Annotated in this window: 16 protein-coding genes; 9 read left to right on the forward strand and 7 right to left on the reverse strand. The window is 71.3% G+C overall.

Going from position 1 to position 13,310, the window contains the following annotated elements; genetic code table 11:
- A partial coding sequence (locus B9G38_RS10310; protein ID WP_143415409.1) for a transposase occupies positions 1 to 355 on the reverse strand: 355 nt, incomplete at its 3' end.
- Positions 356 to 427: 72 nt separating this feature from the next.
- On the reverse strand, positions 428 to 1,666 hold the full coding sequence (locus tag B9G38_RS10315) for a mandelate racemase/muconate lactonizing enzyme family protein (protein ID WP_086220318.1): 1,239 nt from the start codon (positions 1,664 to 1,666) through the stop codon (positions 428 to 430).
- A 96-nt stretch (positions 1,667 to 1,762) separates the two neighbouring features.
- Between B9G38_RS10315 and B9G38_RS10320 the strand changes: the two genes are divergently transcribed.
- Complete coding sequence (locus B9G38_RS10320; protein ID WP_086220319.1) at positions 1,763 to 2,242, forward strand: TRAM domain-containing protein; 480 nt, start codon at positions 1,763 to 1,765, stop codon at positions 2,240 to 2,242.
- 39 nt (positions 2,243 to 2,281) lie between these two features.
- On the opposite strand, the gene B9G38_RS10325 is transcribed toward B9G38_RS10320, so the two are convergent.
- Positions 2,282 to 3,406 (reverse strand): geranylgeranyl reductase family protein, encoded by a 1,125-nt coding sequence (locus B9G38_RS10325; RefSeq protein ID WP_049929442.1) that lies wholly within the window; start codon positions 3,404 to 3,406, stop codon positions 2,282 to 2,284.
- 58 nt (positions 3,407 to 3,464) lie between these two features.
- The gene (locus B9G38_RS10330) at positions 3,465 to 5,711 is read right to left on the reverse strand and encodes a thioredoxin domain-containing protein (protein ID WP_086220320.1); all 2,247 of its coding nucleotides are present in this window, start codon (positions 5,709 to 5,711) and stop codon (positions 3,465 to 3,467) included.
- A gap of 141 nt (positions 5,712 to 5,852) precedes the next feature.
- Here B9G38_RS10330 and purD point away from each other — a divergent pair, with 141 nt between their 5' ends.
- Both purD and B9G38_RS10340 read left to right on the forward strand, forming a co-directional pair.
- On the forward strand, positions 5,853 to 7,136 hold the full coding sequence (gene purD / locus B9G38_RS10335; protein ID WP_086220321.1) for a phosphoribosylamine--glycine ligase: 1,284 nt from the start codon (positions 5,853 to 5,855) through the stop codon (positions 7,134 to 7,136).
- Positions 7,137 to 7,211: 75 nt separating this feature from the next.
- On the forward strand, positions 7,212 to 7,760 hold the full coding sequence (locus B9G38_RS10340) for a DapH/DapD/GlmU-related protein (RefSeq protein ID WP_049929445.1): 549 nt from the start codon (positions 7,212 to 7,214) through the stop codon (positions 7,758 to 7,760).
- A 23-nt stretch (positions 7,761 to 7,783) separates the two neighbouring features.
- On the opposite strand, the gene B9G38_RS10345 is transcribed toward B9G38_RS10340, so the two are convergent.
- Positions 7,784 to 8,083 carry a DUF5798 family protein gene (locus tag B9G38_RS10345; RefSeq protein WP_049929446.1) on the reverse strand — a complete coding sequence of 100 codons (300 nt, stop codon included), beginning with the start codon at positions 8,081 to 8,083 and terminating at the stop codon, positions 7,784 to 7,786.
- A 127-nt stretch (positions 8,084 to 8,210) separates the two neighbouring features.
- Here B9G38_RS10345 and surE point away from each other — a divergent pair, with 127 nt between their 5' ends.
- Positions 8,211 to 9,005 carry a 5'/3'-nucleotidase SurE gene (gene surE, locus B9G38_RS10350; RefSeq protein WP_049929447.1) on the forward strand — a complete coding sequence of 265 codons (795 nt, stop codon included), beginning with the start codon at positions 8,211 to 8,213 and terminating at the stop codon, positions 9,003 to 9,005.
- A gap of 13 nt (positions 9,006 to 9,018) precedes the next feature.
- On the opposite strand, the gene B9G38_RS10355 is transcribed toward surE, so the two are convergent.
- Entirely contained in the window at positions 9,019 to 9,696 is a 678-nt protein-coding gene (locus tag B9G38_RS10355; RefSeq protein WP_086216808.1) for a nucleotide exchange factor GrpE, read from the reverse strand.
- 157 nt (positions 9,697 to 9,853) lie between these two features.
- Between B9G38_RS10355 and B9G38_RS18540 the strand changes: the two genes are divergently transcribed.
- The 4 genes from B9G38_RS18540 (at position 9,854) to B9G38_RS10375 (ending at position 12,054) form a co-directional block, all read left to right on the forward strand.
- Positions 9,854 to 9,991, forward strand: coding sequence for a TrmB family transcriptional regulator sugar-binding domain-containing protein (locus tag B9G38_RS18540; RefSeq protein ID WP_255375975.1), 138 nt, complete (start codon positions 9,854 to 9,856; stop codon positions 9,989 to 9,991).
- A gap of 145 nt (positions 9,992 to 10,136) precedes the next feature.
- The gene (locus tag B9G38_RS10365; RefSeq protein ID WP_086220322.1) at positions 10,137 to 11,075 is read left to right on the forward strand and encodes a DUF1028 domain-containing protein; all 939 of its coding nucleotides are present in this window, start codon (positions 10,137 to 10,139) and stop codon (positions 11,073 to 11,075) included.
- Positions 11,076 to 11,155: 80 nt separating this feature from the next.
- A complete protein-coding gene (locus B9G38_RS10370; protein WP_086216724.1) occupies positions 11,156 to 11,479 on the forward strand; it encodes a BolA family protein in 324 nt (107 codons plus the stop codon).
- 47 nt (positions 11,480 to 11,526) lie between these two features.
- Positions 11,527 to 12,054: a hypothetical protein gene (locus B9G38_RS10375; protein WP_086220323.1), complete on the forward strand. Its 528-nt coding sequence runs from the start codon at positions 11,527 to 11,529 to the stop codon at positions 12,052 to 12,054.
- A 24-nt stretch (positions 12,055 to 12,078) separates the two neighbouring features.
- Here the strand turns inward: B9G38_RS10375 and B9G38_RS10380 are convergent, their stop codons facing one another.
- Entirely contained in the window at positions 12,079 to 12,708 is a 630-nt protein-coding gene (locus B9G38_RS10380) for a hypothetical protein (protein WP_086216725.1), read from the reverse strand.
- Positions 12,709 to 12,991: 283 nt separating this feature from the next.
- Here B9G38_RS10380 and B9G38_RS10385 point away from each other — a divergent pair.
- Positions 12,992 to 13,310, forward strand: a 319-nt coding sequence (locus B9G38_RS10385; protein ID WP_255375974.1) for a lyase family protein, incomplete at its 3' end; no start/stop codon positions are given.

The raw sequence follows: 13,310 nt of genomic DNA on the forward strand, positions 1-13,310 counted from the left end.
CGTGATCGTAGAAGTGGCCGACGCCGGGGACTTCGTCCCCGGCTTTGTGGGTGATCGTGTCGTCGAGGATGATGTAGCCATCCTTCGACCAGCGTGTTTCACCGTGTTTTTGGAGTTCTTCGAGGCGCTCATGGTTGAATTGTTGTTCGTCCCAGTCGTACTCGGTGAGGAATTTGTTGAGAGCGCGTTTGTCTCCAGCTGGAAGGACTTCGCGTGAGATGCCTGCCACGGTCTTGTTGCTGGCCGCAACAAGACCGGTGGCGTAGGTTTTCGCGTGATGGCGTTGAGCTGATGACAGCGATTCGAACTCGTCAAACACACGCGTACACGACAAGAAGTCCGTAATCGGCATCATCCGTCTTCACTACCGCCTACGTCACGCTCCTACTTCAACGTTCAAAGCTGAGCTATCGAGTTCGACTTCGGCTTACGCTTCGTCGAACAACGTCTCGCCCTCGACCATGTGGTCCTCGACGGCGTCCATGTCGAGCGTGACGCCGAGGCCCGGCTCCTCCGGCACCTCGATGTACCCGTCCTCGATCACACTCTCCTCGACGAGGTCCTCCCACCAGCCGAGCTCGTAGGAGTGGTACTCGATGGCGAGCGAGTTCGGGATGGCGGCGCCGACGTGTGCCGCGGCCATCGTCGCGACCGGCGAGGCGACGTTGTGCATCGCGACCGGCACGTAGTACTGGTTCGCGATGTCGGCGATCTTGCGGGTCTCGCGCATGCCGCCGACCTTCGGCAGGTCAGGCGCGACGATGTCGACCGCCTGGTTCTCGATGAGCCGGCGGAGCTCGGTGACGCGGTAGCGGTTTTCGCCGACCGCGATCGGCGTGACCGTGTTCTTCGTGACCTCCTCCTGGACTTCGAGGTTCTCCGGCGGGACGGGGTCTTCGAGCCACCACACGTCGTGCTCCTCGATGGCGTCCGCGAGGCGCTTCGCGGAGCCGCCCGAGAACGTCCAGTGGCAGTCGAAGGAGACGTCCGCCTTGTCCTTCACGCGCTCGGTGACCTTCTCGACGATCTCCGCCTTGTGGCGGATCTCGCCGGGGCGGAGGTGGCGATTCGCGCGGTCCTTCTCGTGGCCCGAGGGGACGTCGAGGTCGAACTTCAGCGCGTCGTAGCCGAGTTCGTCGACGACGCGCTCGGCCTCGTCGGCGCAGGCCTCGGGGTCCGCCTCGTCCTCGGTGTGACAGTCGCAGTAGACGCGCATCTCGTCGCGGTACTTCCCCCCGAGCAGCTGGTAGGCGGGCACGTCGAGAATCTTGCCGGCGAGGTCGTGGAGCGCGACTTCGATGCCGGAGATGGCCGTGACCGTGACGCCCTCGACGGAGCCCTCGCCGGACATCTTCTGGATCAGGTGCTCGTAGAGGCGGTCGATGTCGAGCGGGTTCTCGCCGATCACGAACGGCTTCATGCGCTCGATCAGCTCCGGGACGCCGGCGCCCCAGTACGCTTCGCCGGTGCCGACCACGCCCGCGTCGGTGTAGACGCGGACGAGCGTCCACGGGAAGTTCCCGTTGACCATCGTCGTCTGGACGTCCGTGATCTCGACGTTGCGATCGCCGCCGCGCGTCCCCGTGGTCCCCATCGTCTCGGCGGAGAGCTCCCGCATCGTGTACTCCGCGTTCGGGTCGTGGAGCGACTCGTAGTTCCGGCTCATACCCCCCAATTTATTCGGAACAGGGTAAACGTTTACCATCGGGCGTGGGACGCCTGAACAGGTGGCTTTTCATCCCCGTGCGCGCAACGGGTGGGCATGGTCGAAATCACGGATTCTCTCGCGTGTCTGTACACGGGTCGGGTCGAGTCCCGCGGCGACGACTACGTCGTCACCGTCCCCGCGTCGGAGATCGAACACGGAAGCGTCAGCGTCGGCGAGACGTACCGGATCGCCGTCCTCGACCGCTCCGACGGCGAGCCGTCGGCGGCGGCCGACGACGGGGCCGCGTCGTCCGTTCCCGACGCCGACGCCGACGCCAGCGGCCCCCCGTCCGCCGGGGGCGATCGACCCACCTCTCGCGGGGCCGCCGGGGCCGTCCAACCCGACCCGCCCGTCTCGGAGGGAGAGGTCCGCGAGGTGACGATCGAGACGCTGGGCGACAAGGGCGACGGGATCGCGAAGATCGAACGCGGTTACGTCGTCATCGTCCCCGACGCCGAGCCCGGCGAGGAGCCGACCGTCGAGATCACGAGCGTCCGGGAGAACGTCTCGTTCGCGAACGTCGTCGAGGAGTAGCGCCGCGCTGCGAGGTCGCGAGACCCTTCGAGGCCGCCGTCACGCGTCTCTCTCTACGCGGCCTTCCTCGGGCGGCTCGGCCCGCGAGAACAGCGCCCGGAGGTTCGACGGCGAGAAGAACGAGGACGGCTCGTCCATGTGGACGCCGATCTCGCCCGAGAGCGCCCGCAGCCCGACCCGCTGGACCGGCTCCGGCAGCGAGTAGCACCGCCGTATCGCCTTCCCGAGCCGGATCTCCGTCGACAGCTCCTCGCGCCACTGCGACTCGTAGTCGGCGAGCGTCGCCGGGTCGCGCGGGTCGATCGCCGCCGCGGCGACGTCGGCCGCGCGCATCCCGTATAAGATTCCGCCTCCGGTGAACGGCTTCGTCTGCGCGGCGGCGTCGCCGATCAGGAAGCCGCGGTCGCTCGTCGTCCGCGCCGGCGGTCCCACGGGGATCGCGCCCGAGCAGCGACGGTCCGTCGTCGCGCCGTACGCGTCCGTGAGCCGGTCGAAGCCCGCCGACACGTCCTCGCTCGGCGGCGCCGCGAGCCCGTACTCGACGCCGGCGTCGCCGCGGGGGATCCGCCACGCGAAGAACGTCGGCGCGGTGAGGTGGACGTCGACGTAGTCGCCCGCGTCCGCCGCGTCGTCGAACGCGAGGACGCCGTGGAGCAGTTCGTCCGGCTCCGGGAGGTCGAGCGCGCGGCGCACCCGCGAGGTCGGACCGTCGCACCCGGCGACCATGCGCGCCTCGAAGCGCTCGGTGGCGCCGTCCGCGAGGCTAGCCTCGACGACGACGCGGTCGCCGCGCTCGTCGACCGAGACGACGGTGTGGCCCTCCCGGAGGTCCGCGCCCGCGTCCTCGGCGAGGTCCGCCAAGGTCCGATCGAGGCCGACCCGGTCGATCACGTTCGACACGGGCTCCCGCTTGTAGAACGGATAGGGGGCCGACTCCGGCCCGCCGACGTGGAACCGCGCGCCGAACACTCGGTTCTGCCGGAGCCGGTCTACCGCCCCGTCGTCGACGTACTCCCAGAGGTCCGTCGAGACGTGGCCGGAGCAGGCCAGCGGTTCGCCGACGGTCCCCGACTCCAGCAGGAGGACCTCGCGTCCCGCCTCGGCGGCCCGGCGCGCGAACCGCGACCCGGCCGGCCCCGCTCCGACGACGACGAAGTCGTACACGCCCGTAATCACCGTCCCGAGACGGCTAAACGGTTCCGGCTCCCGACCGGTTCGCGGATCACTCGTCGCCGCCGAGCCACGCGAGCGCCGCGTCGAGGTCGGTCCGGGGCGGCGAGCAGGCGAACCCCTCGCAGACGTAGGCGGTCGGCTCGCCGTCGGTCGCGTCCCGGTCCGCCCAGATCGGCGGGGCCTCGACCATGTCAAGGCGGTCGAGCCACTCGTCAAGCCCCGCGTCCGTGGCCGGGCGCGGCGCGACGAGCGCGCCCGGCAGGTACCGCTCGCCGAGCGTCTCGCGCCACTCGTCCGGCACCTCGTCGGCGGCGACCGTCACCTCGATCCCCCCGGTCTCGACGAGGTCCGCGGCCCGGACGAGCGAGGCGTGTTCGAGCGGACCGCCGCGGATCCGGTCGGCGTGGGTCGTCACGACGCGCTCGGCGATCTCCCGGAACTCCCCGCCGGTCCGGAACCCGTCGAGGAGCGCGAGCGTCTCGGCCGCGACGCCGAGGCTCGACGGCGTCGACCGGTCAGTGAACTCCTGCGGCCGGGCGATGAGCGGGCCCGCGTCGGCGCGCTCTCCCGCCCCGCCGGTCCCGTCCCCGTCGAGGTCGCGCGTGAAGTATATCGTATCGTCGTCCGCGTCGTAGAACTCCGCGACGAGCGCGTCGGCCAGATCTAAGGCGAATCCGAGCGCCTCCGGGTCGCCGGTCGCGGCGTAGGTGTCGAGCGCGCCGCGGGTGAGGAACGCGTAGTCGTCAAGGTACCCCGGCCCGCGCACGTCGCCGTCGAGCCAGCGCCGGGCGAGCGCGCCGGTCTCGGCGTCGGGGTCGTAGAGCCGGTCGCGGCAGAAGTCGAGTGCCTCGCGGGCGCTCTCGGCGTACGGCTCGCCGAGAGTGTCCCCGGCCCGCGCGAACGCCGAGATCGCACGCCCGTTCCACGCCGCTAGCACCTTCTCGTCGCGGGCGGGCCGCGGTCGCGACTCGCGGGCGTCGAACAGCGCCGTGCGCGCCTCGGTCAGCGTCTCGCGGACCGCCTCGGGCGACTGCTCGCGGTCCGCGGCCAGCTCCGCGACCGACGCCGCGACCGTCGGGACCGTCGTGCCGCGCTCGAAGTTCCCGCCGGGCCGGATCCCGTACCGCTCCTTCGCCAGCGACGCCGCCGGCTCGTCGAGGACGGCGTCCACCTCCTCGGGCGTCCAGACGTAGAAGGCGCCCTCCACGTCCTCGCCGTCGCTCGCGCCCTCGCCGTCTCCGCGGCTCGCATCCCCGTCGTCCCGGCGGCTCGCGGGCTGTCGGCTCCGCGCGTCGAGCGTGCTGAAGAAGGCGCCGCCCTCGTGTCGCAGCTCGCGGTCGAGGAACGCTAGCGACTCGCTCGCGACGCGAGCGTACCTCGGGTCGCCGGTGAGCCGGTAGCCGTCGAGGTAGACCATCGGTAGTTCGGCGTTGTCGTACAGCATCTTCTCGAAGTGGGGGACGGTCCACTCGCGGTCGACCGCGTAGCGGTGGAACCCGCCGCCGATCTGGTCGTACATCCCGCCGTGGGCCATCCCGTCGAGGGTGCCGGTCGCGGCCGACAGGAGCGCGTCGCGGCCGCGGCCGGCGTACGCCCGCATCAGGAGGTCGATCCGGCCCGGCATCGGGAACTTCGCGCCGCCGCTCCCGAAGCCGCCGTGTTCCTCGTCGTAGCCGCGCAGCGCGGCCGCCGCGGCCGTGTCGAGCAGGTCGTCGCCGGGCGGCGAGGCGCCCCCCTCCTCCGAAGCCGGCGGTTCCGGCGTCGGCACCGACTCCAGCTCGTCGCGCGCGCTCTCGGCCCACTGGTCGGCGCGCCGCTCCATCTCCTCGCGCTGCTCGGGGTCGCTCCACGAGTCGGCGATGCGCTCGCAGAGCTCGCGGAACCCGGGCTGGTTCCGCCGCGGCTCGGGCGGGAAGTACGTCCCGACGTAGAACGGCTTCCCCTCGGGCGTACACCACGCCGAGAGCGGCCACCCGCCCCCGCCGGTGACGAGCTGGGAGACGGTCATGAACGTGCTGTCGACGTCCGGGCGCTCCTCGCGGTCGACTTTGATCGGGACGAACGAGTCGTTCACGACCGCCGCGACCGACTCGTCCTCGAAGCTCTCCTCGGCCATGACGTGACACCAGTGACACGAGGAGTAGCCGATGGAAACGAACACCGGCGCGTCGTGCTCGCGGGCGCGCTCGAACGCCGCGTCGCCCCACGGCTGCCAGTTGACGGGGTTGTCGGCGTGCTGTCGGAGGTAGGGACTCGCCTCCCCGTCGAGGCGGTTCCGCTCGGTCGGCTGTGACATGGGCCCGGTTCGGCCCGGCGCGACAAAAGGCGTCCGGGGCGCGCCGAGCGCCGCCGCCCGCGACGCGGGTATCCACGAACGAGCACATATCGGGCCGCGGAGAGAGTAAGGTTTACACTACCGTGCGGTCACCCGTCGGACATGACGGAGACCGTGTTGCTTGTGGGGGGCGGCGGCCGCGAACACGCGATCGCCCGAGCGGTGGCTGACGACTGCGCGCTGTACGGCTGCGCGAGCGTCCGGAACCCGGGGATCCGGCGCCTCGCGGACGGGTTCGAGTCGATCGACGAGACCGACGCCGAGGCCGTCGCCGAGTACGCGACCGCGGTCGGCGCGGACCTTGCGGTCATCGGCCCGGAGTCGGCGCTGGAGGCCGGCGTCGCGGACGCCCTCGACGACGCCGGCGTCTACGCGTTCGGTCCGCGGGCCGCGGAGGCCCGCCTGGAGACGGACAAGGCGTACCAGCGGGAGTTCATGGAGCGGAACGCGATCCCCGGCTGCCCGGACTACGCCGTGTTCGACGACACCGAGGCGGCCTGCCAGCACATCGACGAGTACGACGGCGACCTCGCGGTCAAGCCCGCCGGGCTCACCGGTGGAAAGGGCGTGAAAGTGATCGGCGACCAAGTGACGGCGGCGGAGGCCAAGGCGTACCTCCGCGACTCCGACTACGACCGCGTCGTCCTCGAGGAGCGGCTCGTCGGCGAGGAGTTCACGGTTCAGGCGTTCGTCGCGAACAGAGACGTGCGGACGACCCCCGCGGTCCAGGATCACAAGCGCGCCTACGAGGGCGATGAGGGGCCGAACACCGGCGGGATGGGGTCGTACACCGACACCGGCCGCTCGCTCCCGTTCATGGCCGAGGGCGACTACGAGGCCGCGGTCGACGTGCTGGAGGCCGTCGTCGACGCGCTCCCCGACTACAAGGGCGTCCTCTACGGACAGTTCATGCTCACCGACGAGGGGCCGAAGGTCGTCGAATTCAACGCGCGGTTCGGCGACCCCGAGGCGATGAACACGCTGCCCATCCTCGACACGCCGTTCGTCGACGTGCTCGCCGCCGCTCGCGACGGCGACGCGCTCCCGGAGCTCGACTTCTCCGGCGAGGCGACCGTCTGTAAGTACGCGGTCCCCGACGGCTACCCGACCGACCCTGACGCGGGCGCGGCGATCGCGGTCGACGAGGAGAGCGCGGGGGACGCGCTCCTCTACTACGCCAGCGTCGACGAGCGCGACGGCGGGCTGTACACCACCACCTCGCGGGCGTTCGCCGTCGTCGGCCGCGGTGACTCGATCGCGGCCGCCGAGGCGCAAGCGGAGGACGCCCTGGCCGCCGCGGGCGACCGCGTCCGCATCCGCCACGACATCGGGACCGCCGACCTCGTCCAGCGCCGGATCGACCACATGGACGAACTGCGACCCTGAACCGGCCCGGCCGCTCGGTCGGCGGGTCGGCGGCCCGGAGCGACCCTTTTATCCTCCCCGTCCGAACGGCGTGACGTGACAGACGACGACCCAGACGCGACGCGCGAGGATTTGTCCCGAAGCGACCGCCTCGACAGGTTCCCGACGCCTGGCGTCCGGAACTCCCTGTGGTCGTGGCCGGACGCGAAGTCGCCGCTCGCGGTCGTCCGCAACTACGTCGTCATCGTCCTCGCGCGGATCTGCCCGAGCCTCCGGCTGAAGAACTGGCTGCTCCGGCGGATCGGCGTCGCGGTCGGGGAGGGCGTCTCGTGGGGGCTGGAGTCGACACCGGACGTGTTCTGGCCGGAGCGGATCCGGGTCGACGACGACGCGATAATCGGGTACGACGCCACGCTGCTGTGTCACGAGTTCCTCCACGAGGAGTACCGGCTCGGCGACGTTGTCGTCGAGGAGCAGGCGATGATCGGCGCCGGGGCGGTCGTACTCCCCGGCGTCACGATCGGTGAGGGCGCGCGCGTCGCCGCGAACTCGCTCGTCGCGGAGGACGTGCCACCGGGCGCGACCGTCGCGGGGGTCCCGGCCGAGGTCGTCTCGCGGTCGGACCCGGCCGCGAGCGACGACTGACCGGGGGGCTACGCGGCAGCGGTTTACACGGCGTCGTCGTCCGCGTCGCCGCCGTCGCTCGCGGTCCCTTCCTCCTCCGCGTCGGTGATGTGTGCCTCGGTGCTCACCCGTTCGAGGTCGACGCCGACCTCCTCGGCGACGGCGTCGAGGACGGCCCGCTGCTCGGCCATCTCGTTTTCGAGCGTCTTGACGCGCTCAGAGGTGTCTATCACCGTCTCCTGCGTCTCGTCGACCTCGTCGCGGAGCTCGCTGATCTTCTTGTAGGTGCGCTCCGCGCGGTCGGCGAGCGTCTGGATCTTCTTCGCGGTGTCCCCGAATCCCATACCGACGCGTCGGTCCGGCGATACGTGTGCTTTTCCGTTCGGTGCGGCCCTCCCGAACCGTCGGTTCGCCGACCGCCGCGGCCCCGACCGACGGTGGACTTTTGCCCGACTCGCCCCTGATACGGGTATGAGCGTGGACCGGATCCTCCTGACCAACGACGACGGCGTCGACGCCGCGGGACTGCGCGCGCTGTACGACGCGCTCGCCGAGGAGTACGCGGTGACCGTCGTCGCGCCCGCGGCCGACCAGTCGTCCGTCGGCCGTCTGCTCTCCGAGGACGTGGCCGTCGAGGACCACGAACTCGGATACGTCGTCGACGGCACCCCCGTCGACTGCGTCGTCGCGGGGCTCGACGAGCTCGTCCCGGAGGTCGACGCGGTCGTCGCGGGCTGTAACGAGGGCGCGAACCTCGGGGCGTACACGCTCGGGCGGTCGGGGACCGTCTCGGCGGCGGTCGAGGCGGCGTTCTTCGACGTGCCCGCGGTGGCGGCCTCGATGTACGTGCCCGGCGGCGACGATTGGTGGAAACGCGAGTTCGAGGGCGCCGACTTCGCGCACGCGGCCCGGGCGACGCGGTTCCTCGTCGACGAGGCGGTCGAGGCGGGCGTGTTCGACCGCGCGGACTACCTCAACGTCAACGCGCCGATCGCGGACGAGGACCGCGCGCCGCTCCGCGTCACGACCCCCTCGACGTGGTACGGGCTGCGCGCGGAACGGAACGGGGACGGTCGCGTCGGGTTCTCCGATCCGATCTGGGGCCTGATGAACGACGACGACGTCCCGGACCCCGTCGGCACCGACCGGCGCGCCGTCGTCGACGGCGAGGTGTCCGTCTCGCCGCTATCGGTCCCCCACGCCGCCGAGCCGGAGGCGGGCCTCGACGAGCTGGCGGAGGCCTACGAGGCGACGGTGCGGTCGTGAAAAGCGGGCCGCGCTACTCGCCGTCGCCGGTGCTGACGGTCACCTTCGCCTCGCTCAGGACGCGGTCGCCCATCTCGTAGCCGGGCTCGTACACCTCGTGGACGGTCCCCTCCGGGCGCTCGCTATCGACGCGGAGCATCACCTGATGGCGCGCGGGGTCGACCTCCTCGCCCGGCTCGGGGTCGATCGCCTCGACGCCCTCCTCGGCGAGCACGTCGTCGAACTTCTCCAGCGTCGACTCGACGCCGGGGCGGAGGTCGCTCCCCTCGTCTTGGTCGAGCGCGCGCAGCAGGTCGTTCCGGACCGGCGTGAGCCGCTCGACGAGCGCCTCGGAGGCGCGCTCCCGGATGTCCTCCTGCTTCCGCTTCGCGCGCTCCTTGTAGTTGCTGAAGTCGGCCTTCACGCGGGCGAGCTTGCTCGTCAGCTCTTCGACCTCCTCGTCGCGCTCGCGGAGCGCCTCGCGGGTCTCGGCGAGGTCCGCCTCCAGCGCCGCCACCTCGCGGGCGAGCGCCTCGTCGTGCTCGGCGACGGCCGCGGCCAGCGCCTCGCTCTCGGCGCGGGCGCCGCCGTCGTCGCCGGCGGCCGACTCCCCGCTCGCTCCGTCGGCGGTCGCCTCCGCCGTGCCGTTCGCTCTCGCCGCGTCGCCCTCGTCGTCGGCGGACTCGACATCGACGGCGTCGTCGTCGCTCATACCCGATGGAAGTCGGTCGGCGGGGATAAGCGTTCAGAACCGCGGCGAGGTCGACCCAGCGCTCCGCGATCTCGTCGGCGAGGTCGTCGACGCCGAACACCTCTCCGACGCCGCGGTCGGCGCCGACTAGGCCCCGAGCGTCACGGCGCTGACGGGGATCGCCTCCATCGCCGTCGACGACGGCAACGAGCGGTGGACCGTCGGCGGGTGGGGCGCGGCCTACGAGGACGTGGAGGCCGACCGGATCCACGTGACCGGCGCCGCGGCCCCGACCTGGGCCGAGCTAGCGGAGTGACGCGAATCTGGGCGGCGGAGTGACGCGAATCGGGGCGGCGGGGGCGACGCCGATCGAAGTGGCGACGTGACGCCGCCCGAAGCGCTCGACTCTGGCTCGCGCGACGGGCGGATTTATGCTCGTCGCCACCCACGATCGGTTCCGTATGCCACCTCGACCCTCGACGTTCTCGATCGCCGCGCGCGATCCGGAGACGGACGCGGTCGGCGTCGCGGTACAGTCCAAGTTCGTCGGCGTCGGCGCCGTCGTCCCGTTCGTCAGCGCCGACGCGGGCGCGGTCGCCACACAGAGCTTCGCGAACGTCGCCTACGGCCCCGACGGGCTCGACCTGCTCCGCGAGGGGCACGCCCCCGCGGAGGCGATCGACCGGCTCACGGGCGCCGACGACGAGGCGCCCTCGCGGCAGGTGGGGATCGTCGGCGTCGACCCCGAGGAGCCCCCGGCGGCGTTCACGGGCGACGAGTGTCACGACCACGCGGGCGACCGACAGGGTGACCACTACACGGTTCAGGGGAACATCTTGGAGAACGCCGACACCCTCGACGCGATGGCCGCGGCGTTCGAGGAGACCGACGGGGGGCTCCCGGAACGGTTGATCGCCGCGCTCCACGCGGGCAACGAGGCCGGTGGCGACAAGCGCGGCGAGCAGTCCGCGGCGCTGTACGTCGCGAAGCCCGAGGGCGGCTACGACGGCAGGAACGACCGCTGGGTCGACGTGCGCGTCGACGACCACGAGCGGCCGATCGACGAGTTGGAGCGCGTGTTCAAGATATACGACGTGACCCTCCTCGAACGCGAGGCGCCCGACGAGACGCGGGAACTGGCCGGCGAGACGGCGGTCGCTGTCGGGTCGGCGCTCGCCGACCTCGGCTTCTACGACGGCGAGCCGATCGCGGAGTTCGGCGAGGACGCTCGCGACGCGCTGGAGTCCTTCCGCGGCATGAACAACTTCGAGAACCACTCGCTCGCGGTGTTGGAGGACGCCGTCGCACGCGGGTGGGAGGAGACGGCCCCCGGTGACGACGCCGAGTCGCGGCTCGTCGACGCTATCTGGAACGGGCTCTCGCGGCTCGACCGCGTCTGAGCGCGCTCCCCTTGCCAGAGCGCGTTCGCCCCGCCGGACGTGGCCGGTCGACTTTTGCCCCTCCGCAACCGAGCGGGACCATGCCGATCGAACCCGACGAGGTGGCCGACCTCATAGAGGCGGACCTCCCCGACGCGGTCGCCCGGGTCACCGCGCCCCGGATCCACAACGACGAGGACGAGGACGCCCACTTCGCGGCCGTCGTCGTCTCGCCGGCCTTCGAGGGCGAATCGCTCGTCGACCAGCACCAGCGCGTGTACGACGCGGTCGGCGATCACATGACGCAGTCGGTCCACGCGTTGGAAATCAAGACGTACACGCCCGAAGCGTACGTGGAGCACGGCGACGGTGCGCTCGCCGGTGACCTCCGCGATGCCGGGCTGCTCCCCGTCGACGAGGCCTGAAACCGCGCCGCGTTCCCGCCGACTTCCCGCTTCCACCCTCCACGCTGATGCGATCCGAACTCGTCCGCGCCGTCCGCGGGGTCCTCGCCGCGGTCTCGCTGCTGGCGTTCGTCGCGCTCTTTCTGGCCGTCGAGGCGCGCGTCACCTCTGCGACCGTCCTCGGCGGACTCGCCGCGGTCGCGGTCGCGGCGCTGTTCGCGGCCGCCGGCCGCTCCGGGATCCGGCGGCTGCTCGGCCGGGGGGATTCGGGTTCACGTGGAACAGCGGAACGGACCGCCGAACGCGACGCGTGGCTCGACGAGCCGGTCGACGATACGGCGTGGACTGACCGATCCGACCGTGCTGGCGACGACCCCGAGACCGACCGGCCGCTCGCGAGGCTCGAACCCGCGCTCGACGACGCGTGGAACCGGTGGTCGGACGCCGCGCTGACGCTCGGGCTGGCCGCGCTGGGAGTCGGCGCGCTCGTGCTGCTCGCGACCTATCCGGGCGACGATCCGCCGCTCGGGCTGCTGTTGCTGGTCGCGTTCGGGATCAACGGGGCGCTCGTCACGCTCCCGTTCGTTTTTAAATAAGGGAGTGCGGCGTCGGCGTTTCGGTCAGCCGTCCTCGCCGGTCTCGCTCGCAGTCGGCTCGTCGAATTCGGCCGCGGAGTCGTCGACCTCGTCGTCGTCGCCGGCACCGTCGTCATTTGCGGCGCCGGCGCCGCCCGCGACGCGGTCGGCGACCAGTTCAGCGAGCGGGTCGACCGTGACGGTCAGGCGGGCGACGAGGAACACCACTGGGACGAGCGCGACGAACAGGAAGGCGGCGTCGTACGCCCACGCGGCGCCGTTCAACACGGGGACCGCGACGCCCGCGAGCCCGCGGTACGCGACGAGCACCGCCCCGAAGACGACGAGCCAGTGGACCACGCCGCCCGCGTTCTCGGCGATCCGGTCCGGGCGAGCGTCCCCCTCCGCGTCGGCCTCGCCGAGCGCCAGGCGCGTCAGCAGCGCGAACTTCGGCGCGGCGTACAGGAGGATTCCGGCCACCGCGAGCGCGACGACGCCCGTCGCGACCGCGGCGAACGTCACCGGCGCGAACGGGACGAGCCGGTCCACCCCCGGTAGCAGCGTCACGAGCGAGAGCACGCCGACGACCGCCAGCGCGCCGATCAGCAGTCTGCTCGTCGACCGGACCGTGTCGCGGTCGAGCGCCGTTCCGATCGCTGAGTCGTTCGAGCTCATTGGCGCTCGGCCGTTGCCGCCGGACCGACATATAACGGGAACGCCGTCGCCCCGAGTTGAACCGGTTTTAGTCGAGTTAAATTCCCGGCCGAGAGCGGCCGATACATCTCAAGTGTGGCGCCACAGGCGGTTTCGTGGCGGCGCTCGCCCCATCGGGCCAGTCGACGGAACCCTCGTAAAAGTCGTGCTTCTCGGTGGCAATTGTGTTGATACCGTACCGCACGATTTCACGTGGGTGACGCCTTCCAGTACCTTTTACAGCGTCTCGCGGGAAGGCCGAGGCATGGGAGACGACTACCGCACGGAGGAGGACAGCCTCGGCGAGATGCAGGTGCCGGCGGACGCCTACTGGGGCGCGCAGACCCAGCGCGCCGTCGAGAACTTCCCCGTCTCGGGGATCGGGATGAGCCGGCGGTTCATCCGCGCGCTCGGCGTCGTCAAGAAGGCGGCCGCGCAGGCCAACCGCGACCTCGGGCTCGTCGAGGACGACACCGCGGAGGCGATCGTCGCCGCCGCCGACGAGGTGATCGCGGGCGAGCACGACGACCAGTTCCCGGTCGACGTGTTCCAGACCGGCTCCGGCACCTCCTCGAACATGAACG

The sequence above is a fragment of the Halorubrum sp. SD612 genome (assembly GCF_002135005.1).

What these genes read in the sequence shown, in the direction of transcription:
- B9G38_RS10365 (WP_086220322.1), top strand. Translation starts at nt 10,137, where the DNA reads ATGCCACCTCGACCCTCGACGTTCTCGATCGCCGCGCGCGATCCGGAG.
- B9G38_RS10355 (WP_086216808.1), bottom strand. Translation starts at nt 9,696, where the DNA reads ATGAGCGACGACGACGCCGTCGATGTCGAGTCCGCCGACGACGAGGGC.
- B9G38_RS10370 (WP_086216724.1), top strand. Translation starts at nt 11,156, where the DNA reads ATGCCGATCGAACCCGACGAGGTGGCCGACCTCATAGAGGCGGACCTC.
- B9G38_RS10380 (WP_086216725.1), bottom strand. Translation starts at nt 12,708, where the DNA reads ATGAGCTCGAACGACTCAGCGATCGGAACGGCGCTCGACCGCGACACG.
- purD (WP_086220321.1), top strand. Translation starts at nt 5,853, where the DNA reads ATGACGGAGACCGTGTTGCTTGTGGGGGGCGGCGGCCGCGAACACGCG.
- surE (WP_049929447.1), top strand. Translation starts at nt 8,211, where the DNA reads ATGAGCGTGGACCGGATCCTCCTGACCAACGACGACGGCGTCGACGCC.
- B9G38_RS10320 (WP_086220319.1), top strand. Translation starts at nt 1,763, where the DNA reads ATGGTCGAAATCACGGATTCTCTCGCGTGTCTGTACACGGGTCGGGTC.
- B9G38_RS10345 (WP_049929446.1), bottom strand. Translation starts at nt 8,083, where the DNA reads ATGGGATTCGGGGACACCGCGAAGAAGATCCAGACGCTCGCCGACCGC.
- B9G38_RS10315 (WP_086220318.1), bottom strand. Translation starts at nt 1,666, where the DNA reads ATGAGCCGGAACTACGAGTCGCTCCACGACCCGAACGCGGAGTACACG.
- B9G38_RS10375 (WP_086220323.1), top strand. Translation starts at nt 11,527, where the DNA reads ATGCGATCCGAACTCGTCCGCGCCGTCCGCGGGGTCCTCGCCGCGGTC.
- B9G38_RS10330 (WP_086220320.1), bottom strand. Translation starts at nt 5,711, where the DNA reads ATGTCACAGCCGACCGAGCGGAACCGCCTCGACGGGGAGGCGAGTCCC.